Annotated in this window: 17 protein-coding genes; 1 reads left to right on the top strand and 16 read right to left on the bottom strand. The window is 34.6% G+C overall.

Annotation, left to right across the window (positions count from 1 at the left end; all coding sequences use genetic code 11):
* Window positions 1-136: 136 nt before the first annotated feature.
* The 16 genes from ACT3CE_RS12535 to galK all read right to left on the bottom strand — a co-directional run bounded on the left by ACT3CE_RS12535 (window position 137) and on the right by galK (window position 22,251).
* Complete coding sequence (locus ACT3CE_RS12535; RefSeq protein WP_444710108.1) at window positions 137-1,288, bottom strand: FecR family protein; 1,152 nt, start codon at window positions 1,286-1,288, stop codon at window positions 137-139.
* An 824-nt stretch (window positions 1,289-2,112) separates the two neighbouring features.
* Window positions 2,113-2,673, bottom strand: a complete 561-nt coding sequence (locus tag ACT3CE_RS12530; protein ID WP_444710107.1) for an RNA polymerase sigma factor — start codon at window positions 2,671-2,673, stop codon at window positions 2,113-2,115.
* A gap of 205 nt (window positions 2,674-2,878) precedes the next feature.
* On the bottom strand, window positions 2,879-4,213 hold the full coding sequence (locus tag ACT3CE_RS12525) for a TlpA family protein disulfide reductase (RefSeq protein ID WP_444710106.1): 1,335 nt from the start codon (window positions 4,211-4,213) through the stop codon (window positions 2,879-2,881).
* A gap of 253 nt (window positions 4,214-4,466) precedes the next feature.
* On the bottom strand, window positions 4,467-5,669 hold the full coding sequence (locus ACT3CE_RS12520; protein ID WP_444710105.1) for a thioredoxin domain-containing protein: 1,203 nt from the start codon (window positions 5,667-5,669) through the stop codon (window positions 4,467-4,469).
* A 182-nt stretch (window positions 5,670-5,851) separates the two neighbouring features.
* On the bottom strand, window positions 5,852-7,003 hold the full coding sequence (locus ACT3CE_RS12515; protein ID WP_444710104.1) for a redoxin domain-containing protein: 1,152 nt from the start codon (window positions 7,001-7,003) through the stop codon (window positions 5,852-5,854).
* Between the two features lie 66 nt (window positions 7,004-7,069).
* A complete protein-coding gene (locus ACT3CE_RS12510) occupies window positions 7,070-8,506 on the bottom strand; it encodes a RagB/SusD family nutrient uptake outer membrane protein (protein ID WP_444710103.1) in 1,437 nt (478 codons plus the stop codon).
* Between the two features lie 12 nt (window positions 8,507-8,518).
* Window positions 8,519-12,139, bottom strand: a complete 3,621-nt coding sequence (locus ACT3CE_RS12505) for a SusC/RagA family TonB-linked outer membrane protein (protein ID WP_444710102.1) — start codon at window positions 12,137-12,139, stop codon at window positions 8,519-8,521.
* A gap of 133 nt (window positions 12,140-12,272) precedes the next feature.
* Window positions 12,273-13,466, bottom strand: coding sequence for a FecR family protein (locus tag ACT3CE_RS12500; protein ID WP_444710101.1), 1,194 nt, complete (start codon window positions 13,464-13,466; stop codon window positions 12,273-12,275).
* Window positions 13,467-13,710: 244 nt separating this feature from the next.
* Window positions 13,711-14,277, bottom strand: a complete 567-nt coding sequence (locus tag ACT3CE_RS12495) for an RNA polymerase sigma-70 factor (RefSeq protein ID WP_444710100.1) — start codon at window positions 14,275-14,277, stop codon at window positions 13,711-13,713.
* Between the two features lie 323 nt (window positions 14,278-14,600).
* Window positions 14,601-16,079 carry an ASKHA domain-containing protein gene (locus ACT3CE_RS12490; protein ID WP_444710099.1) on the bottom strand — a complete coding sequence of 493 codons (1,479 nt, stop codon included), beginning with the start codon at window positions 16,077-16,079 and terminating at the stop codon, window positions 14,601-14,603.
* Window positions 16,079-16,771 carry a vitamin B12 dependent-methionine synthase activation domain-containing protein gene (locus ACT3CE_RS12485; protein WP_444710098.1) on the bottom strand — a complete coding sequence of 231 codons (693 nt, stop codon included), beginning with the start codon at window positions 16,769-16,771 and terminating at the stop codon, window positions 16,079-16,081. The genes ACT3CE_RS12490 and ACT3CE_RS12485 overlap by 1 nt, the downstream gene beginning before the upstream one ends.
* Before the next feature lie 26 nt (window positions 16,772-16,797).
* Window positions 16,798-17,724 carry a GTP-binding protein gene (locus ACT3CE_RS12480; protein ID WP_444710097.1) on the bottom strand — a complete coding sequence of 309 codons (927 nt, stop codon included), beginning with the start codon at window positions 17,722-17,724 and terminating at the stop codon, window positions 16,798-16,800.
* 107 nt (window positions 17,725-17,831) lie between these two features.
* Window positions 17,832-19,187 carry a uroporphyrinogen decarboxylase family protein gene (locus tag ACT3CE_RS12475; protein WP_444710096.1) on the bottom strand — a complete coding sequence of 452 codons (1,356 nt, stop codon included), beginning with the start codon at window positions 19,185-19,187 and terminating at the stop codon, window positions 17,832-17,834.
* Between the two features lie 38 nt (window positions 19,188-19,225).
* Entirely contained in the window at window positions 19,226-19,894 is a 669-nt protein-coding gene (locus tag ACT3CE_RS12470) for a cobalamin B12-binding domain-containing protein (protein WP_444710095.1), read from the bottom strand.
* 162 nt (window positions 19,895-20,056) lie between these two features.
* Entirely contained in the window at window positions 20,057-21,070 is a 1,014-nt protein-coding gene (locus ACT3CE_RS12465; RefSeq protein ID WP_444710094.1) for a uroporphyrinogen decarboxylase family protein, read from the bottom strand.
* Between the two features lie 23 nt (window positions 21,071-21,093).
* Window positions 21,094-22,251 (bottom strand): galactokinase, encoded by a 1,158-nt coding sequence (gene galK, locus ACT3CE_RS12460; RefSeq protein WP_444710093.1) that lies wholly within the window; start codon window positions 22,249-22,251, stop codon window positions 21,094-21,096.
* 182 nt (window positions 22,252-22,433) lie between these two features.
* Here galK and ACT3CE_RS12455 point away from each other — a divergent pair, with 182 nt between their 5' ends.
* A complete protein-coding gene (locus tag ACT3CE_RS12455) occupies window positions 22,434-23,303 on the top strand; it encodes an AraC family transcriptional regulator (protein ID WP_444710092.1) in 870 nt (289 codons plus the stop codon).
* Window positions 23,304-23,328: the final 25 nt, after the last annotated feature.

Below are 23,328 nucleotides of genomic sequence, written 5' to 3'. Positions count from 1 at the left end.
GGGTTGTTTTTTTTCATAAATTTGTAATGTTAAGAGTTAAAAATTTCGAATAAATATTTTACCGATATTTATTCAGGGATATTTAGACGGAAGGTTTTGCCGAACTTTCCGTTTTTTTTATTTCATTTTTCTTGAATTATTTCGATTTTACAACTATTACATCTCCAGTTACATCGAACTGTACATTAGTACCTTTCTGAATAAAGTACAGTAACTTATCAATGCTATCGTAACGTTTCATATCACCAACCAACAATTGTTCCTTAGACTCATGATCTGCAAAGAATACTTTGATTTGATACCAACGCTCTAATCGCTGCATAATATCCTCCAAACGCTCATTTCTGAAAATAAAATTGCCGTCTTTCCAGGCGATATAAGGATACACATCCACTTTTTGTTTGCTTGTACTTCCGTTCTTGCAATTTGCCATAAACAATTCGCCTGGAAGCATTTCTTCTTCTACACCATAAGATTCCATTGTAACACTTACACAACCTTCTACCAATACGGTTTTCACCAAACTCTCATCGTAAGCATTTACATTAAACTCGGTACCATAAACTTTTACATCCTGTCCGTGAGCATTCACAATAAATTGTTTGTTTTTATTTTTTGCCACATCAAAATAGGCTTCTCCTTTTAAAAATACCTTTCTGTTAGTACCAACAAACTCAACAGGAAATTTCAATTCCGAATCTGCATTCATCCATACCTTAGTTCCATCGGCCAATTGCATATTGTACTCTTGTCCTCTGGCTACCTTAATGGTATTGTAAATTAATTCCTGTCTATTCGATGCTTTGGTATCATAAACAATACCCTTTGTTGAATCAATTTTTAAAACAGAACCATCCTTTTCCTTCAACAAATCTTGAGAATTTTTCAATTCATAAGATTGACCATTGGATAGAATCAATTCAGCACCTTTTTGTCCTGCTTCAATTACTTCTGCTTTTGCCAATTGCTCCTCCTTACTAAAATCAGTAAACAAAACGGCAAGTCCTACTCCAAGCATTACTGCAATAGAGGCAGCAATCGACCAGAAAGGCACTTTCTTTTTGCTTTTTAATTTCGAATTAATATTCTTTTTAGCAGCAAAAACATTTACCTTATCCCAATTGGCATTGTTATTTATCTGATAGTATGATCTTACCACATCACGATAGACTTGCTTGTTGTCATCGCTCTCTGCAAGCCACTGATCAAGTTCTTTTACCTGATCTTCAGAAGCTTTCCCTGCTAAACAGTCAACTATTCTATCAATATGATCGTTGTGATTATCCATTCTTTTCTTTTGATTTGTTAGTGGAACAAAATTTTAACTGAAATGGGTGAATAAAAAATGATTTTTTTTCAAGATAATTAGAAAAAAGCTAAAAACAGGGACTTTAACCTTTGACCTTTAATTAAAGAAATCCTTCGTCGCTCGGCTTCCCTCAGGATAACTGCAGGCTTTCGATCTTCACTTTCCAGCTCTCAGCAGACAATAGTCAGTAGTCAATGGTTATTGGATCTTCGACTTTTCAGACTTTTCGACTTTCGCCTCTTCGATCTTTGCTGGTCCCACCCCTATACCTCAGAGGTACAAAACCGGAGCTTTGAGGTACTAATTCGGAGCTTTGAGGTACTCCCCCCTACCTCGGAGGTATGAAACCAGAGCTCTGAGGTACCAATTCGGAGCTTTGAGGTACCAACTCGGAGCTCAGAAGTACCAACTCGGAGCTCTGAGGTACCAATTCGAAGCTCTGAAGTACCAACTCGGAGCTCAGAAGTACCAACTCGGAGCTCTGAGGTACCAATCCGGAGCTCAGAAGTACCAACTCGGAGCTCTGAAGTACCAACTCGGAGCTCTGAGGTACCCCCCTGGTCTGTTAAACTAAAGATAATGAGTTTCGTATTCTGCCTGTGTTTTGGGCTTTTGTTAATTGAATTTATTGTTTAGTAGAGGTTAGCAGTCAGCTTTCAGCAGTTTAGTCAGTGGTCAGTAGTCAATGGTTAATGAATTTTCGACTTTTTCACCTTTTCACTTTTCCACTTTTCCACCTTAATTAAAGAGATCCTTCGTCGCTCCGCTTCCTTCAGGATGACTGATAACTGATAATTGAAATTTTATTTCATAAAGAACAAAATAAACAAATCTTGTCGATCTTTCAGGCTTTCTTTCAGTTTAGCCAAACCTCCTCTTAATAAGGTTTTAATGGTGTTAACCGAGACTTCCAGTTCTTCGGCAGCCTCTTTGTAACGCATATTTTGAATCATTATGCATTCAACCACTTTTCTAGTTTTTTCTGGTAAGTCAGCCAAAGCATTGTGAACCTTTTTAATTCCTTCATCGGCTAAACGCTTTGCCTCTTCTTCGGCAATATCATAATGAGTAAATTCGGCAGTATTAGCTAACACATCATTTTTTTTTATCTGATTTAATGAAGCATGCTTTACCAAAGTAAACAGGTAGGAACTTAAAGCCTTCGAAGTTTGTATATTATTGTACAATTCATCATTCCAGAATTTAATAAACTGCTCTTGTACGATATCTTCGGAGAGATGAATATCATTCAAATAGGCATTAGCAAATAAGACAAGCGGCTTGTAGTATCTTTCAAAAAGATTGTCTAAGCCTTTCTTATTATCTTTTTTAATGGCTTCTAAAATGCTGTAATCAGTGGGCATGCTTAATGTGGTTAGATTACAAATATATTTATGATTTTAAAAAATCAACCACTTATTTCATAAAAATGTTCTTTTTTGTGATGAAGAGAAAAACTAATTGGAAAATTTATGTTACCAATATCATCTTATAAGCTTACTAATGTAAACTGAGAAAAGAGCAATCATAATAATGACCGCTCTTTTAAATCAACAATTTTAATATTCCTTACCCAATTTGCTGTATAATCATTTCTTCCAATTTTGGATTTGATGGAGTTGGTGCAAATACATCAATAATTTCACCTTTTTTGCCAATAATCATAAAACGAGGAACTCCTTGTAAAATGTATTTCTCAAATTCGGTTCTATTACAAACAAATTGCTCAGAAAGCTTTTCATGTTTTGCCAAGTACTTTTCCCAGGCTTTTAAATCGGAATCAATACTAATAGCTACAAATTTAATGTTCTCATTTCCTTTATATTTCCCGGCTAATTTCTCGAAATAAGGAGATTCCTTAATACATGGTCCGCACCAAGTTGCCCAAACATCAATTACAACAAATTTGCCTTTAAAATCAGAGATCTTAACAGCTTCACCTGCTCTATTTTTCATATTCAGTTCAGGTGCTGACATACCTGGCATAATCAAATCATATTTTTTGAATGATTTATTTATCGCATCTATGTAGACTTGTGTCTTTATCTTTGCCAGACATTTGTCTTTATCATTCAACACCGAAGCAACAGGGCCTGAGGATCCTAAATTCATGGTCAATTCATATGCATTTAGAAAATCTAAAATTTCCTGATCCATGTTTTCCTCTCCAACAATACCCGCACATCTCTCAACAACTGAAAGATAGGTATCTATACTCAAATAATCAGCATCACCTCCATTTGCGCAATATTTATCAATATCCTCTTTAAAGAATTCTGCTGACTCTTCTCCAAATTTCTTCATGCTATCCCTTGGGATTTTTGCCATATAAGCTCCATAAAAGCTATAAGACATTAAAGAATTAGCTGCATCAAACAAAATTCTACCATGCTCAATTTTTTTAAACTTTGCACTTACATTTTTCAATGCATTCAGCTCTGTTTGTCTAGCTAATACAACATCTTCAATTCGTTTGCGAACAACATCTTTTTCTGGATTACCATCCAAAACCTGATAGCCATACAGATAAGATCCTCCTTTAGGAAAAGGTTTTGATTTTAGATATTCGCACGCTAACGACGCATCACCAGAAAACTTAGCAGACTTTGGAGCATTCATATCACAAAACAACTCGATTTGATCGCCTGGAGAGATATACAGTGTATTTCTCCCTAAACGATAATAAGTTGGTTTATCCAAGTCAAATGTAAGATCGAATTTGTTTTGCTCATCCAAAACAATTTTTACACCTTCTTTCAAAAGCATTCCAACCGGAGTGTTTTTAGTCATCATAAATTCGGAAGGAAAATTTTTCAATTCACCTTTTAAATGAACTGTTTTAGGCTTTGTTTCACATGAAATTAAGCTGAAACAAAATACTAGAATCAGTATTATATTTTTCATTGTATTTAAGTTTTAATAGATTTTATAATTTCTCAATTTGTTGTTTTAACACCTCGAATTACTCAGCCGGTTTAGCAGAAAGAGCCGAATTGTTCTCCTTCCTTAGGAATTAAAATGGATAATTATTCCTAATCATTTTCAAAAGAATTTCAAAGATGAGGCCAACATATTATTTTTCATAAATTAGCCTTGAACTAAAATTAACCAATTAATTATTTAGCTCCTATAAACATGTCTCTTTCTAAATTATGCTTTACATTTCTTCAATAGATTTCTGTAAATCTAAAATTCGCTGATCTACTTCATGCCCTTGCTCCTTGGATTTTTTAATAGAAAGGAGAACATTCTTTAAAGCTTCTTCTTTCTGATTCATTTTTTGATACAAGTAGGCTAGGCCTGAATATGAATAAACATAGTTTTCGTTGAACTTAACCACTTGTTTAAACCAATCTTCTGCTTTAGTATAAGCTCCCTCAATATTGTCAAAAATAGGATCTTGTGCTACTCTAAATGCTGCCATAATTAATACATTCTGATACTGTTTTCCCCCTGAAACAAGCCCTTCAGCAGCTTTTTCTTTAGACTCAAACCATGCTTCAAAATTCTTATTCTCTAGATAAAACTTATCATAATATTGACTACTGAAAAAATAATTTCGCGGATCTGGATATTTAGTTTCAAACAGTTCAACAGCAGTATTCAGCTTTTCAATATCAGTACCACCTACTGCAGATTTTATATTTTCAACGTATATGTTCATTATAAAGTCATTCACAGCTTCTTCGTTTGATATGGCAATAAACTTACTCTTGTTATCCAGAATAAACTTAAATCTTTCACTATCAACTACATCTCCGACTACTCTATAAGTTTCAAACTTAGCAGGATCCAATAGGTCTTCATTTGAAAATCCAGCAAGAAGCTCAGTTCCTACTTTCTTCAATTCTTCTTTTAATTTGTTTTTAGCCAACAAAGCGATGTATTTCATTACAATTTCCTCGCTGCGATCGCCTTCTTCATATTTTTTCTTCACGTAGTCAATACGTTCTGTAGGATCTGTAGCCTTTTTTGCATCTGTAATAAGATCTTTCGCAGAACCTCCCCCCACTCTTTTGTACAATACATTACCGTCCGAATCAATAAATAATAGAGTGGGAAAACCCTTTACATCATATTTTTTCAATAACTCTGGTCCCTCTCCTTTTTCCATATCCATTTTAAGATTCACAAAGTTGGCATTATAGTACTCTCCAACTTCTTTTTGTGGAAAAACGTTTTTTGCCAGAGCCTTACAGGGTCCGCACCAAGTAGTGTAGCAATCCATGAACACCATTTTGTTTTCTGCTTTTGCTTTTTCCAATGCTTCTTTAAACGAAACATGCTGAAATTCGATTCCTTGCGAAAATAAATTGCTGCATAAAAACAATGCCATTATTATTCCTAATATTTTTTTCATCTGGTTTAGTTTTTTAGGGATTCCCCCATTGTTGTTAGTACACTAGTATGACAAACCAGTATAACAATTGGCCTAAAAAAAAGTCTATTTTTTGTAAACTTATTTTAGAACGGGACTCATAAAACAAAAAAAGCAGATTCACCAGAACCTGCTTTTTAATTAAAAAAATAATTTATGACAAACTAATTTAGAAGCACCTCTAATTTCTCATCCAATTTTTTGCCTCGAAGGTTAAGTGCAACAATTTCTCCTTTATTATTAACCAGATAATTTGCTGGCACTCCCTGTACACCATACATCTGCACAACTGGACTCTTATAAGCCTTTAGGTCCCCCACATTAATCCACGGAATCTGTTCTTTGTCAGAAGCTTTTTTCCAAGATTTTTCCAAGTGATCTAAAGTGAAAGATACGATCTCAAAATCTTTATTTTTAAAATTAGCATAAGCATCTTTCATGTGAGGAATTTCCGCTCTGCATGGAGCACACCACGAAGCCCAAAACTCTACCAATACATACTTATTTTCTTTTAACACATCAGCCAGATTAAAAGATTCTCCCTCTAAATTTTTAGCAGTAAAATCCTTTACCACACTACCTATATCAACTATTTTTCTATTTTTGGCCATTGTTTCAGCCTTTTTCATAGAGTACCTATACATTTGAATTTCCGGAACCGCACCAATTATTTTCTCCAAATTAGCTAGCTCTTCTTTTACATTCTTTACTCCACGCAACTGAGAAATACTCAATAACCTTACATATGGATCTTCATGATTTTTCAATAAATCCATATAAGCATTTTTTAAAAGGTCGTCATGTTGACGATACAGTTTCAAGAACTGATCCTGAGCTGCTTGATCTTGCTCTTCTTTTTTAAGCGCATAAAACTCTTTTGAATATGCATCCAACTCTTGTTTTGCTGTTTTAATTTCAGGAATCTCAGCAATATCTTTGAATAGAATATCATAATATTTCCCACCTAAAATGCTAGCTTTCTTATCACCCTCCTTTAGCTCCATTGAAATCTTACCTGGTTCTGCAATATAATTCTGTTTCCACCCCGCAAACTCTCCATCGGTAGTATAAATACCTAAAAAAGCGGATTGTGGATGTTCTATTGAACCTATAATTACGAACTGTCCATTTTCAATAATTCCAGTTCCAACTTCTGCCATGCCAGTATCTGAAGTATCACGCACCAATACACGTAATTCTTTTCCATTGTACTTTTCCCACCCAGTTCCTGTAATTTGAAACGAATTGTCTTGTTTTTGCGAACAACTTGATATTATAGCCATTATGACTAATAATATCAGACTTATATTTTTCATTTTATTGGTTTTAAAAAAGCCTCCGAAGAGGCTTTTATTTATTATAAAACTATTTATTAAACTTGTTTAGTAAGTATTTTGCTCAACTGATCCACCAGTTAAGGTAATCACTTCCATAGGAATTGGACGAGCATATTTTCTCGTACCTGGTTCAAGTGTATATACTTTCGAAGTAGTAAAATCAATAGCAGACTCACCCACTTCAAAGTAATCTTTCGACAAAATTATTGGATCGATTAAACCTTCTGCATTTAAGCGTTTTACATCATACCATCTAAGCGATGTAAACGGAAATTCTCTCCATCTTTCATTGGCAATCAACTCAACAGCTTCTTTTACAGAACCTACCACAGGTAATGCCGAATAGTCGGCGGCCGCGAATCTATTTACTCTCACCTGTTCTACATTTTGCATACAAGTTGTGAAATCATTATTTCTTGCAGCACATTCAGCAAGAATCAAATACATTTCTGCAACATCGGTACCTGTTAACAGATTACCATTTCTTGCGTATGTCATATTATTCTCGGTTAAGCCATAGAATGTTTTAAAGTAAGCATCCGAGAAGAAATACTGCAGTCTTAAATCTTCAGGCTCATAGGCATCCAATAAGTCCTTACTAGGTGTCATAAAAAGGCCTGTAGCATCGTCATAATACATTTTGTACTGACTTTCCCAGCTCGTATAAAATTCTGAACTATATGAAGCAATTCTTGATGTATGAGCAACTAAAGAACCACCATATGAAGGCGATAAAGTAATGTCATTTTCTAAATTTATCATTGTTGAATGAAGAGTAATCGCTTCTTCTGCATACTTCTTAGCATTAACAAAATCCTGAACATACAGGTAATATCTCGCTGCAAGGGCTGCTGCCGATGCATTACTTTCCCTCCAACTATTAGTTCTTGGTTTATCGATTTTCAGCCCTTCAATAAGATCAGCCTCAATTTGTTCAAAAGTTTCTTGTAATGAAGCTCTAACTGTTAATTGACCAAACTCCGTTTCATTCTTTAGGGGTATACCTAATTCGTTCCTATTCTCATTAGAAGGATACAAACAATGTTTCAATGCCAAATTGAATTGCTTATAGGCCTTTATCAAGTGTACCTCTGCTTTTAAATTTGCCTTTTCATCAGCATCTCCTTCTAAACCATCAATTGAGTTGATTACAAAGTTGGCAAACCATATTGCTTCATAAGCTGCACTCCACGAAGAATTGCTAACACTTGATATATCATCTTTCCATACACTTTCCTGTATATCAGGAAAACTTAACCAAGGTCCGAACACATTGTATACCTCCTGGTGATATTCCTGATCGCCACAGGTATTGGAAAAATTAACATCTTTAATAAAACCTCCTGAGGTTCTATTCAACAACAAGTTAATGTCAGAAACAAATTCCACTTCCTGCTGATTTTTATCTGGTTTTTCATCCAGGTACTCATCACAGGATGTAAAGAGAAATACTGTAATTAATATATATATTAGATTTTTCATCGTCATCCTTATTTAAAATTTAAGATTTAATCCTAGCGTATAAGTTCTTTCCGGCTTAAAGAAATATCCATTTTTCGGATAGTCTGGATCTATATCCTTATCATTAGCTGTCCACAATAAACCTACATTACTTACATGTGCATATAGCTTAAGCCCCGAACAACCAATTTTTGAAATAACCGATTTTGGCATTCTATACGACAACATCACCTCTTTAAATCGAATAAATGAAGCATCTTCAATTCTTGATTGCAGGTAATAAGAAGTTTGCCCATAGGACACATAATTTGGAACTGCCACTTCAGGTAAAGCAAACTCTCCTACCTTTTCATGGTTTCCATTAATCATTTCATCCAAATTCTCGTGATAATTCTGTCCATCGCCTCTAAATCCGTATCTAAAACCATCTGTTTTCATTTTATGACCGAATTTACCCGTTATAGTTGTAAGCAAACTAAACCCTTTGTATGAAAATTCATTCGTTAAGGAAGCTACGGTTGGTGCAATTCGACTTCCAGCATTCCACAATAGATCTGGAGCAAAAACTCCCGTACTACTTATGTTGGTATTTGCGTCATAAACAGTACCATTTTTACCTATTACTGTAGGAATACCATTTTCATTTAAACCATTAGACTTATAGTACCACAGTGGATACAGGGCATAACCTTCAACAAACTTTTTCGATCCTATATCATTAAGTAATATATCAACCTCATTAACCTGAGTTACCTTATTCTTATTATAAGCAAAGTTTAGTATTGGTCTCCACTTGACTTCACCAATTTTAAAGTTACCATTCAAATTAAGCTCAATTCCCTTATTTTCCATTGCAGCGCCATTAAAAAACTGAGAAGGCGTACCATCAGTTGACGGCAAAGAAATTCTTGCTAGCAAATCCTCACTTTTCTTAGTGTAAACTTCTAGGCTACCAAATAATTTATTGCCAAACATCGCAAAGTCAAGTGCAAAATTTAACTGCTTTACTTTTTCCCAGCCAAGAGTTGGATTTCCTAATTCTACCAAAGAAGCATAATCAACACCTGCGCCTGACCATGGAGAATTACCTGGGTAGAATTTCAATACTGGAACTCTTGCTGATTGCGATGGAGAATTACCATTTACACCATAAGTTGCTCTTAGTATTAATCGGTCTAACCACTCATAATCCTTAACAAAATCTTCTTTAGTCAACTGCCAACTACCTCCAACTGACCAAAAAGGAGAGTATCTAAACTTAGGGTCATCAACAACCAGGTTTGATGCATCAGTTCTAACACTAGCGCTTAAAGTATATTTATCCTTATAGGTATAGGCCATATTTGAATACAACGAGAAATTCTTTTGAGTTAAGAATCTTGTTTCTCCACCTCTAGGTATATTGGTTGTGTTATAAGAAGGACTAAATGCCTGCGTTAAACCAATGTATTTATTTGGTACAACATTTCCGTAATTTCTAGGATTGTAGCCATACAACCAGTCATCTTTTGTTTCAAACTTATTCCAACTTATCTCAGTACCTGCAATGTAGTTGAAACTGTGATCCCCATAGGTCTTATTGAAAGAAAATTGATTTCTAAAAAGAAGAGAGCTCGTTTGAGTATTCTTAATATATGCAATTTGTCCTGTTGCAACCTGATGTTCAGTAATTGTATAAGGATTTCCTAAAGTCAGTTGGTCATAATCGGTAACTGCTGAGGCATTGATTAACTGTCTTGTAAACCATGAATCTTCACCATAAATATTTTTGGTATCTATTGTTCCTCTTTCATATTGAAAACTAGATTTAATATTTATGCCCTCGGTAATTTTAAGATTTAAACCTCCATTAATTCTATGATTAAGAGTTTTGGTCTTAAAATTCTGAGATCTCATATTTTGCAACGGATTATTAATGAAACTATCATAAGCAAAACCATCCACATTAGTTAATACTTGATTTAAAACTTTTGTATTGTAAGTTCTTGGGAATCCATCATAACCATTGGCATTAATATGCGCATAATTACCATCTTCATCTAATAAAGTCTCGTATGGTGATAACTCTTTTATACTTCCAAGGCCAACACCACCACTTTTCTCATTCTTGATTTGAGTCATTACGGCAATGTCAAAATCCAACCACTCTCGCACTTTCATGATGTTTCTAAAGTTGATCAAGACATTGTCATCATGATCCTCTTTCATCACCTTATTGTTCTTGTTATACATCACAGAAAGAGAATACCTGTTTTTTTCTCCTTGTCCTCTTAAGGAAATATTATAATTCTGCGATGTAGCCTTACGAAGCATCAAATCCTTAACCTGCTTTTTGTAATCTTTTTTCATTAAACTTTGTAAGGCTGGAGTATCTAAAGTAAAATTAGCCCAGCCTGTTCCTCCATTAGCCAAGTGTGCCTTCTGCTGTTCTTCAAATTGATCATGACCAAAAGTCTGATTTAAACCAATATCAGTTAAACCTGTTGAAACTTGACCATATCCTTGCTGCCACAACATCATCTCATACTTTAATTGAGATTCCGAGCTTGCAATAGGATTAGCATAAGCCAAATCCACATCATCACTAAACTTAGTATAAGCCTCTATATCAACCCGAATACCCTTTTTAATATTTCCTTTTTTAGTGACAATAACCACTACACCATTAGCTGCTTTTGCTCCCCAGATGGAAGCTGCTGCAGCATCTTTTAACACAGTAATTTTTTCTATGTCATTTCTGTTGATTGTTTCAAATCCACCATCAATTGCAAATCCATCAACAACTATTAACGGGTTAGGTGAATCTTGAGTTAGAGAAGATTCTCCGCGAATTGCAATTTTCGTATTACCATTCTCATCAACTGTAGTTTGAATACCAGCAACCAATGATTCTAAATTATCACCAATGGTTTCGTTAGGACTATTACTCACATTCTCACTATCCAATGTAACGAATGAACCTGTAGCTCTTTCTTTAGATATAGTTTGGTAACCTGTTACCACTACCTCGGCCATTTGTTCTGAGTCGGCAATAAGCATAACATTTTGTACCGATTGTCCATCAAAAGCAATTTCCTGTGGTAACATACCTACAAAAGAAAATACCAAAACTGCATTTTCGCTTTGTATTTCGATAGAATAATTTCCATCGATATCAGTAGCAACACCGGTGTTGGTTCCTTTTACAACAACAGATACTCCAGGAAGAGGTACTCCTTCATTATCGGTTACCTTACCTGTTAAAACCTTTTTTTCCTGCTCAGCTTCTTTAATAGTAGGTTGAGGCAATACTTCTGCTTTGTAAACTACAATTACTTCATCTTGTACGATATAGGTTAAACCTGTACCCTCCAAAGCTTCATTCAAAACTTCCTGAACATTCGAATCTTTAAGATTCATGTTCACTCTCACATCAGGATTAATTTCATATTCTTTATACAAAATACCATAACCTGTTTCTTCTTTCAGGTGGTCGAACACCTCTAAAAGTGTTGCGTTACTGTATTTGGCAACTGATACTTCCTGAGTAAATCCGTTAGCCATAACACCTAGGTTACATACAAAAAACAGAATAATAAAATTCCTCATCATCCAATACCTTTTTAGCCATTTTCCCGGGTTAGCTGGAAAAAGACAATTCCATTTTTTTTTCATAAATTTGAAATGAATTAGATTTAACATTGAATACCTCGCAAGTATTCATTAATTCCCCGAAAGATGTTGGCGCATTTTTCGGGTTTTTTATTGGGTATTATTTATTTAAACATTTGTTTTTACTCACTATATATTACTTTATACTTACAACTGTTACAATTTTCCCATGTACATCAAACTCTACATCAGAACCATATTCCAGTAGGTTTAGTATGGTAGAAAAATCTTGGAATCGTTTCATTTCTCCACTAAATTTTACATTCTTAGAATTCTGATTTTGGAAAAAGAACTTCACTCCATACCATCTTTCCAATTTACGGGAAATACTTCCCAACTCTTCGTTATCGAACTGAAATTTACCATCTCTCCAACCTAAATATTTCGATGCTTCAACTTCTTTAATTTCTCCTCGTATATTTCCCTTGTAATATTCAACCTGCATATTTGGCTTTATCATTGATGTTTGAACCACTCCTGTTTCATTTTTTAAATCAACACCAATACTACCTTCCAATAATGTGGTTTGCACCAGATTTTCATCGGTGTAAGCCATCACATTAAACTCTGTTCCATATACTTGCACATCCATTGCCTCTGTTCTCACAATAAAAGGATGATCTTTGTCCTTGCTTACTTTAAAACAAGCTTCCCCTTTTAAATGAACCACTCTTTGTTTTCCTACAAACCGATCGGTATATCTCAACTCAGAGTCGGAATTCATCCAAACTGTTGTTCCGTCGGCTAATTGCAATTTGTATTCTCCTCCTACAGGAACAACCAACTTGTGCCACTTTGCTTCCATTTGGTTTAACTGACTACTGGCATCATAACTTAGTTTGTTATTTTTATTCAAAAGCTTACCTGCAATTAAAGTATCCTTTTGTTCTTCCAGATTAATAGTACTTCCATCAGCCAAAACCAAGGTGGCTTTATTTGTTCCTGGCACAATTTGCTCTACAATTGCATCGCTATAATCTTCATTGACATTCATTACCTGATATACCAATAAAGCACCAACAGCCAATGGCAGAACAACTACTGCGGCATATTTCAAGAAATTCAGAAACAACTTTCGCTCTTTTGGTTTTTGTTCAAAAATCTGAGATTCTATTTTATGCCATGCACTATTCGAATCGATTTCATCATATTCAGCTCGTTTTTCTTTCAAAGCCAACTCATCACTTAAATGTATAAGAAGCTCTTTATTTTCTACAGACTGACTCCCCCATTCATCAAGCTGTATTTGTTCTTTTTCAGATAGTAAACCCGATTGTTTTCGGTATAACAATTCTGAAATTTTAATATATTCTTCGGTGTGATTTTTCATTGTCTTTTTTCGGTTTTCTATTAGTAATACACATGAGATTAATGAAAGGACAGTGAGAAAGTAGAAAAAATTACTTTTTCCTAAAATTTCTCTATACAGCTGTAATTTAAGGCATAAATTAAGGAAAGACAAAAACTACAAACTCCAAAAATCAAATTCCAAAGTGAAAAAGTATAAAGGAGAAAAAGTAAATTTATGCTTGTCAATTCGTAATAAGATATTCTCGTTGGTCTGTTAGACTTAATTACAAGTCTAGAAGCTGTGCCAATATTGGTAGCAGGAAAATATGATCTTTTAAGCGAGTACGTAAAATCTCGAGAGCTTTGTTTTTGTGGTACTTTACCGTGCTGGTACTTAAATTCAACTCTTCGGCAATCTGAGCATTCTGAACCCCATGCAAGCTCATTAAACACACATTTTTTGTTTGTCCGTTTAATTCATCTACTGCCTGCAGTAACATTCGGTAAGTTTCTTCCTCAATTAGTTGATTTTTAAAGAAATATTCAGAAGATTTTTTTTGAATTTCTTCCTGTTGATATTGTTTGATTAATTTGTTTCTTCGGAAATGATTTAAAGCTCTGTTTCGAACACTAACGTAAAGAAAAGCTTTAATTGTTGTAGGATTTTCAATGGTTTCTCTCTTTTCCCAAAGTTTTACAAAAACCTCTTGCACCAAATCTTCGGCAACATCAGATTCTTGCACGAAATTTTTAGCAAAAATCAACAACCCCTTGTAAAAGGCGTCAAATATTTGCTTAAAAACAGAGCGATTTCCTTTCTTAAAAGATTCAAAATCTTTGGGAGTAATCATATTGGTTTTCTGGGTTAATGATCAGGTCAAAGATATTTTAATTCTTCAAATTTCAAAAACAGAGAAGCCATCTATTATGTTCTTAGATACAAATCTGTATCCGGTATTTCTGATTATAGGCATGTTAAGACTCTGTTAAATTTTATTCTCAGCCTATAAAATGATGCAGATACTATATTCTAATTTTATCATGAATACTTATTCTTAAAACAATAACACATCCTTTTTTTTACAAAGTATAAAAGGAGTTTTAAATTATTAATACTAGGTTTATCAGTAAGACCTTAACTAGCTTACCATTTACATAAAAACAAAAACACCTCCTAAAAATACATATTCATAGCAAATTCGAGCTCAAAATCAGGATGTGCAGACAGGTCGATAATTTTCATTTTGGCAAGTGTATCTTCCAGTTTATCAGTAAATTTACTATTGCTTACGTGCAATACTGCACCCGCACCTGATGTATTTCCCACCGGTACAATAGGTACTTTTTCACTGCCAGGAATTAATCCTATCCTAAGCGCACTATCAGGATTCATATAATTTCCGAAACCACCGGCCAGATAAACCGAATCTAACTGTTCATAAGACAAATTAGCTTCCTGCAACAACAATTTAACACCTGTAAAAATGGCACTTTTTGCCAGTTGCACTTCGCGAATATCTCTAGGAGTAATACATACCGGATGTTTGGAACCCGATTCTGCTGTACTTGCCAATATAAAATCTTCATTTAAATTACCATCGGTTCCAACATGTCCTTCCTCCAGAAGATAAGCCATAATATCAATTAGTCCCGAACCACAAATCCCTATGGGTAATTTATTTCCTATGGTTTGATATCCTTTTTTATTGTACACAGAAATAGCTCCTTCGAAAGCTCCCATTCCACATTCTATAGTAGCACCTTCGAACGCTGGCCCTGCAGCTGTAGCGCATGCATAAATTTTATTGGGAGTAACAACAGCCATTTCTCCATTGGTACCAATATCCAGAAATAAATAATTTTTACTATTCTCAGGCGGATTTAAAGAACTAATACCCGCTACAATATCTGCTCCAACAAAAGCAGAAGCCGAAGGTAGCAAATGAATCATAACATCATTTTTTGTACGTATTCCCAAAGTAGACGAAACAAGTTCTTTTGAATGAATAAAAGGAGGGATAAATGGAGCTAAAGCCATAGGCATAGGGTTTACACCATTAAGCAAATGTAACATACAAGTATTGGCTGCTACCGATATTTTTTTAAGAATAACTGCTGGCTGCTCCTTTAAATATTCACTAATTTCATTATTTATTGCACCTACAATAAGCATCTGTAATTTTAAAAGACTTTCTTCTTTTGAGCAATAGTTAATTCTTGTAATTACATCGGCTCCGAATTGTACTTGCGGATTTTCTATGCCTTGAATTCTATCTATTTTACCCGATAAATAATTTACCCAATAAAATACTACACTAGTGGTTCCAATATCAATAGCTAATCCATATTCCTTAAAAGCATAAGTCGCCTGTTTTTCAATTTTAAATTCATGTTTAGCCAGATTCGAACTCAATATATGAGCTTCCTGTGTATCGGGCAAATGCACATGAATATCAGTATTCGGATAATAACAGCAAGCCAATACTTCTCCTTCTCCATCTACGTTTAGCTTACACTTTCCGCAGGTTCCTTTTCCTCCGCAGGGAGCAGCAATCACAATATCCTTATCCTGTAATATCTTTAGCAAGCTTTCGCCAGTCTTATAATTTATTTTATATACTTTTCCTTGTTGATGAATAAATATTATGGACATTAGCAATGCTTTTTTGAATTACGATATATACAATTGGTACTATTACAGAAATGGCAGGCATGTTTCTGAAAACGAACTTTTTCACCAATACCAATAAAACCACTAATCGATTTTACGGGTGTCATTAAACAAGATTCGCTTAACTGTATGCCACAAAAATTATCTGGCAATAAGTCAAATAACATTCTCTGTTCCATTACATTCCAGTCCATATACCCTGGGCTATATCGATTACTAATATTTTGTTTTTCTAAAGCACATTCATCCTCTAATATGCTCTGTAAGTTATCCATGGCTTTTTCAACCATCACCGAACCTAACAAATCAACCAGATAAGCTTCCAGAATAAGACCCTGAGAATTTAATTCCTGAATTCGTTTACTTACCAATTTACCTGCAGTACAAGTAAAAATAGCAATATGAGTACTATTTGTATATTTTTTTGCTATCGATTCTCCCACTTCAAAAGTATTATTACCAACAACTACAGTGTTTTTATTAACCTGAGCTGGCATAATTACATAACCGCCTTCAATCTTAGAAGGAGAAAGACTGTTGACAATTTCATTTTCAAGAAATTTTGAATAATCGGGCATACTATCGTCTATGCGAGCCAATTCTTCCATTAACTCAACACTTATTGCCAGATCTTTAAGCTGAAAATTAAGGTGTTTTGATTTTGTCTTATTCACTTTTAATTATTAGGATTAATCTTTATTTACATGCTATTTTTTGTGCTGTATTTTTTGAATTTCTTTCTCAAATCTGTTACCATTAAATTATCTCCAAAAGCAATTAATTCGCTAGGTCCAACATAATTTTCCAGGATTACAAATTCCATAGAATCAAAAACAGAATGAACAGATATTACACGTCCATCATTTAAATTAACATGCCCTTTAATACGAGGACATTGCCAGTGCAATTCTTCAATAAAGTTTCTTAATTGCTCATCCGATATCTTATCGTGAGTTCGTAAAACACAAGCTTTCATATCGGGTCTACCTTCTGATTCCTGCCCTTTATATTCTTGTGCAGCTTTACTTTTTATTGTATCATTCACAGCAAGGGCTTCCCAATTTACCCTGCCATAAGTAGTAAGAATTATTTCGGCGTAAGGATTAAGTAGTTTTAACTCTTTATGAATGGCCTCATTCGTCTCATCATTAATTAAATCTATTTTATTCAAAATAATTTTATCAGCTATCATAATCTGATGCTTAAAACGTACCAAAGAACGTAAGCCTTTAAAAAAATTAGGACCATCAACTAAGCTAATAATTTTATCCAGGCTAACAATATCTTTAAGCTGATCGGTTTGAAGTAACTCAACAATACTTATTGGATCGGCCAACCCTGATGCTTCCAAAAAGATCAATTCTGGCTGATATTCTTCGATTAATGTTTGCATACTTTGCACAAAAGTATGGAGCTGACACACACAAAACACAGATCCATTATTGATCTCAACCAATTTAAATCCTTCACTCTTATGTTTAAGCTCTTTTCCATCGATACCCGAAGCTGCAAATTCATTTTGAATAACAGCAATTTTTTTCCCGGGCGACAACTCTTGCAGTAAGTTACTTAAAAGTGTAGTTTTCCCACTTCCTAAAAAACCTGTAATCAAATTAAATGCAGCCATATTATTAATTGCAAAATTACTATTATCAAACAAAACACGAAGCTCACAAAAAACTATCAACTAACTCTTGCGTACTTCGTGTCCCTATCACTAATATCTTACTTATATTATTTCTTAGCTAAATATTCTTCTATTTTAGCTTCAATATCACTAAGTGGTGGTATTTGTGATGCAAATTCAACATTACCGTCTATTACAATTGTTGGAATTGCACGTACACCTAAGGTTGCCATCATTTGAACGCCTTCTTTTTCTTTTATGCTGTGCTCTTTAAAAATTACTTTATCGCCAAACTTCTCCGATGCACGAACCACGGCATTGTACATGTACTGACAGGGTGCACAAGATGAAGAATCTAAAGTCACTACATCAATCACCACTTTGTCTTTGCTCCAGTGAGTCGATAAATCGAGTTCTTCAATTTCAACATTTGTAGCTTCCGAAGCACGTAATTCCCCTTGCAGGACTTCATCATTCACTAATTCGCCTACAGCCTGAAGATTCTTAACCGGTGTAGCCATAGCCAAATCGCAACCTGGAGCTAAAATAAATCCTTTTTTACCGCCAATATCCATGCACTCTAGAGCATCACGACGCGAAGCATCCTCATCTCCCATTAACAATACAACGGTAAGTTTCATATTACCTCCAAAACTTACATTATGCTTTAAGGCCATATCGCGAACATAATCCAAAGGTATATTTTCATCGATAGAAATATTATCAGGCTTAGTCTGACACATCACCTCAATATTTTGTTGCGCGTTACCACATACAAAAAATGAGCTAAGTGCATCTGCCTCACGAATATAATCGTTAATCTCTGTCACGTAAGGCTTTACAAATGTTTCAAAACTCATCGGATCAATCTGACTGGTCATAGGATCAACAATGGCTATCACATCAGCTCCAGCTTCTATATAATTTCCTGCCATCATTTTGGCAACATCAGTTGCAAAACGCATTAGCTTGTGAGTTCCGTCCGGGTTCATCATCATATCCATAAAGATATCGGTACCCAGTAAGTGAAGAGCCAATGTAAATGGTCCGGTAATAAGTCCATAAAGAGCCAAATCGGGATGCTGCTCACGCAATCGCTGAGTTGCCTCCATAAGCATTGGAATTCGTGCTTTACAAGAACATGGCACTTTCATTTCTTCAAGCTTTACACCCTCTTTTAATGGATGCGAAATTACTGCAGGTGGATTATCATCGGCCCAAGCTAATTTACAACCCAAAGCTTCGGCTTCTACTTGCAGATCGAAAGCAACTGGAATCCCATCAGGATTGTATAGTTCAATCGCTTTATTAACACCATTAACAATATTATCGGCTGATTTTAAATATTCAGTTGCTGTCATATTAAGCAATTCGCCTGCATGTGCTCCTACAAAGGGAACCCATGGAATACGCTCCACCTCTTCGAGACGCATTGCTTTTTTTATTAATTCTAAACCTTTCATAGTAGTATCCTTATCAATTTCAACTTTTATTAGATCAATTACGCTACCGTTCTATTTAAAAACTCAACTGTCCCCTGAGGATCTGCACTGTAATTATCTGCACCAATTCTTTCACAAAATTCCTGATTAACAGGAGCACCACCTACACAAACCGTAATGCTTTTATTATGATCTTTTATTGCTAACGTAATTTTTTCCATATTATTCATGGTAGTCGTTAGCAAAGCAGACAAACCAAGCACTGCTCCCGGATTTTTTTCTGCTGCCTCAATAAACGTTTCGGCCTTCACATCTGTTCCAAGATCAATAACCTCGTAACCATTTCCTTCTACCATCATAGCAACAAGATTCTTACCTATATCATGTAAATCTCCCTCTACAGTACCAATAATAAAAGTTCCTTTTTGCGTTCCCGGATTGTTGGCAAAATGTGGTTTTAAATGAACCATTGCGGCATCCATAGCTTTAGCCGACATTAAAACCTGTGGCACAAACACTTTATTTTCACGAAATTTAATTCCTACTTTTTCCATCCCAACAATAAGGGCTTTTTGAAGAATATCATCTGCAGATACTTCTTTATTAAGTAGTTGCAAAGTAATTTCATCGGCACCTTCCTGATCTTTCATAGTAGGAGGATAAGGGGATTGCTTATTAATTTTACCAAATTCAATACAATATGCTAGTTGTTCAAATAACTCTTCCATTTTCCTTTTATTTAGTTGACTCAAATACTTTTGTAAAAGTACTTCCAATACAATTCATTACTTCATACAATTATGCCCTCTTTTTAAACAAAACCGATCTATTATTTTACTATGTGTTTATTTTCGGTCTATTAAGAACATACATTTGATATATTTACGTTATTATCGCTTTTGTGCGAGTATCAAATCAATAAATGCAACAATATTTTCGATCGGAGTATCTCCTTCTGTTGCATGCGAAGGACAAAAGATATAACTTCCTTCTTTTCCTAAATCGAGTAGGTGTTTTGTTTCTTTTACAACATCTTCAACACTGCCATAAGGCAAAGTTTTTTGAGTTGAAAGTCCTCCATGAAATGTTACCTTTCCTCTGTAGGTAGAGAGTAATTCGTCTACATCGAGAACTTCGGGCTGAAATGGATTGATACTATCAACACCAGCTTCGATAAGCTCAGGAATAATCTCAGCAATATCGCCACAAGAGTGAATTAACTGGTACTTTCCATAAGACTTGGTATTAGCATACATTCGTTTTAATTCGGGATAAATAAATTCCATCCAAACCTCTTTGCCCATTAACAGTTTCTTTTGCGAACCCCAATCATCTCCAAAATAGATACCATCAACCTCGGGATAGCGCTCGCAAACATTTTTAATTACAGCAATATTAAAATCAGCGATTTTGCGCATTAAATCTTTCACAAAATCAGGATACATCATAAAATCCATAAAAGCATTTTCCATGCCACGAAGACACCAATAGCGCTCAAATAAGCTAAATCCAATACTATACAAAACAAATTTGTCTTTATTGGCAGCTATTTTTTCTTCAATACCCGCATATAAAATTGGATTTTCAGGATCGGGAAATTCATACCCTTCAAGCGTTGGCTCCGGAAGAACAAGACCTTCAACATTCCCAATATCTTTTTCAAGACTCATATTCCAGATAGTTCCAAAAATATCTTTCTTTCTATCCTTACCAATATCAATCTTAAAACCACTAGACTGACCAAGCTTTATAAAATGATTATCAACCAGCTTTTCTACATCAACATCCTCACCATAGTGCTTTTTCATTTTTTCAAGTGCTTCTATGGTAAATTTACAATCCCAAGGTACATAAGGAGGTTTCTTGCCATCCAATACCATTTTAATAACTTCCTTCTTAGTCATATTATTGATTTATTATATTTTTATTATTCTGCAGATTCAATATGAGTTCCCTTTGCTGTTTTAACACCATAAATCTCACACTCTATTCCTGTTAATTCCTTATAAGTATCGGATACTCCTTTTTTAAACTCTTCTAATTTATCTTTGTAGATAAGCGATACCATACAACCTCCAAATCCAGCACCTGCCTGACGCGAAGCAACTACACCCGGAGCTGTTGACATTGCTTTATACATCTGCTCCATGGCATCATTTGCAATTTCAAATAAATCTCTGGCTCCTTCGAAAGAACGATTAAAAACATCTTTCAATAAAGGATAATCTGCATTTGTAAGAGCTTCTTCCAATTCGTGAGTACGATTATTTTCTTCAATAATAAACTGAGCACGTTTAGCTGCTCCTTCTGATAGTTTATCTTTATGCTCGTGGAAAAACTCAATACTTACATCGCGTAAGTGAGTAATTTTACTGTCAATTTTAGCAAATTCACACACAGCTTCTTCGCATTGCGCTCTTCTATCGTCGTATTCCGAACCATGCAAAGTTCGTGGCTTATTAGTATTACAAATAGCTACCATTAAATCTTTTGGCCATGCAACCTGAATGTGCGATAACTCACGACAATCTAATTTAATAGCTTTATGACGCTCCCCAAAAATTACCGAATACTGATCTAAAATTCCACAATTAACACCTACATAAACATTCTCGGCACGTTGACTCAATAAAGCCATTGTTTTCTTATCTAGCTCAAAACCTGAAACCTGCGCCAAAATTGCCATCATTGTTGCTTCTAAAGCGGCAGAACTCGATAAGCCCGAACCTACAGGTATCGTACTACAAAATGCTCCTGTAAAAGATTTCAGCTTATGTCCTTCATCAATCAGAACTTTTGCTACTGCACTTACATATTTTCCCCAATCATCCCCTTCAATCATTTCTCCGGTTTTGGTATCAATTTTAATTGTTGTATTAAAATCACACGAATACAAATCGACAACTCCTGTATCATTGGGTGTAAAAGCACATTCTATTTCCAAATTAATTGGCATGGTTACTACATAACCATGATTATAATCGGTATGACTTCCCATTAAGTCCACTCGTCCTGGGGAATAAGCTAAAAATTTAGGTTTTGCCTGATAAAGTTCATTAAACTTACTTTGTAAATCACAATTCATTATTTGGGTTTTTAATTAGTTTGTTTTTATAAGGTCAATAATAATTGATCTAAAAATTAAAATGGCCTTATGGATTTTTATTGGTACAATATTAAATTATATCGATTGCAATATTTTTCTAATAATTGCTAAGTATTTAGTTATATTTGCATACAAAGCCATACAGGGTAAATACACTTAACATGATACCAAACATTGAAAAAATAAAATTGAACAAAGGTCATTCTTTTTATGTAGGAACATATTCGGCAAAATACTTTGAACGGTCGTGGCATTATCATAACGAATTCGAACTACTACTAATTACAAAAGGATACGGCACAAGAGTAGTTGGTGATAATACAAGTAGATTTGCCGTTGGAGATTTAGTTCTTATCAGCAGCAATTTACCTCATGCCTGGTTTTCTGATCCTACTTTTTTTGAACCTGATAATAATGAACATTGCGAATCGGTTTACATACAATTCGACCGCTCTATATTTGGCACTCGCTTTGCTGGTTTACCAGAAATGAAATCCATCCAAACCCTTTTAAACACAGCTAAATATGGTTTAAGATATTCGCCCACTAATTCAAATATTGAAATCTTAAACCTTATTTGCGATTTCCCGAATTATCAAGGTATTGATCGTTTACTATATCTTATTAAAGTGCTTGATTTATTCCAAAAAGGACATTACGAACCCATAGTATCAAAAGACTATTTTGACAGCCTTTTTGTGACCAAATCGAACAGAATAAAAAAAGTTCACGAATATGTAATGAATAATTATATGGCTGATGTTAAGGTGCAAAAAGCTGCGGAACTAGCCGAAATGAACGTGAGTTCCTTTTGTCGATTTTTTAAAAAAGTAACTCACAAAACCTTTTCCCAATTTGTTAAAGAAACCAGAATCGATTTTGCTCAGCAACTCCTGATTAATACCAATTTAAGCTCTAACGAAATTGGCTTTGAATGCGGATTTAGTTCCATTGCCTATTTTAATCAATGTTTTAAAAGCATAAGCAAAGTTTCACCACTAGAATACAGAGCAAATTTTAAAAAAGTATAGTAAGTAAGCTTAATTGCGAAACTAT

The organism is Marinifilum sp. RC60d5 (genome assembly GCF_052400665.1).
In the GTDB taxonomy this organism is placed as follows: domain Bacteria; phylum Bacteroidota; class Bacteroidia; order Bacteroidales; family Marinifilaceae; genus JBQTGK01.
The sequence above is the reverse complement of the archived record's forward strand: the minus strand, read 5'-3'. Positions and strand labels throughout refer to the sequence as shown.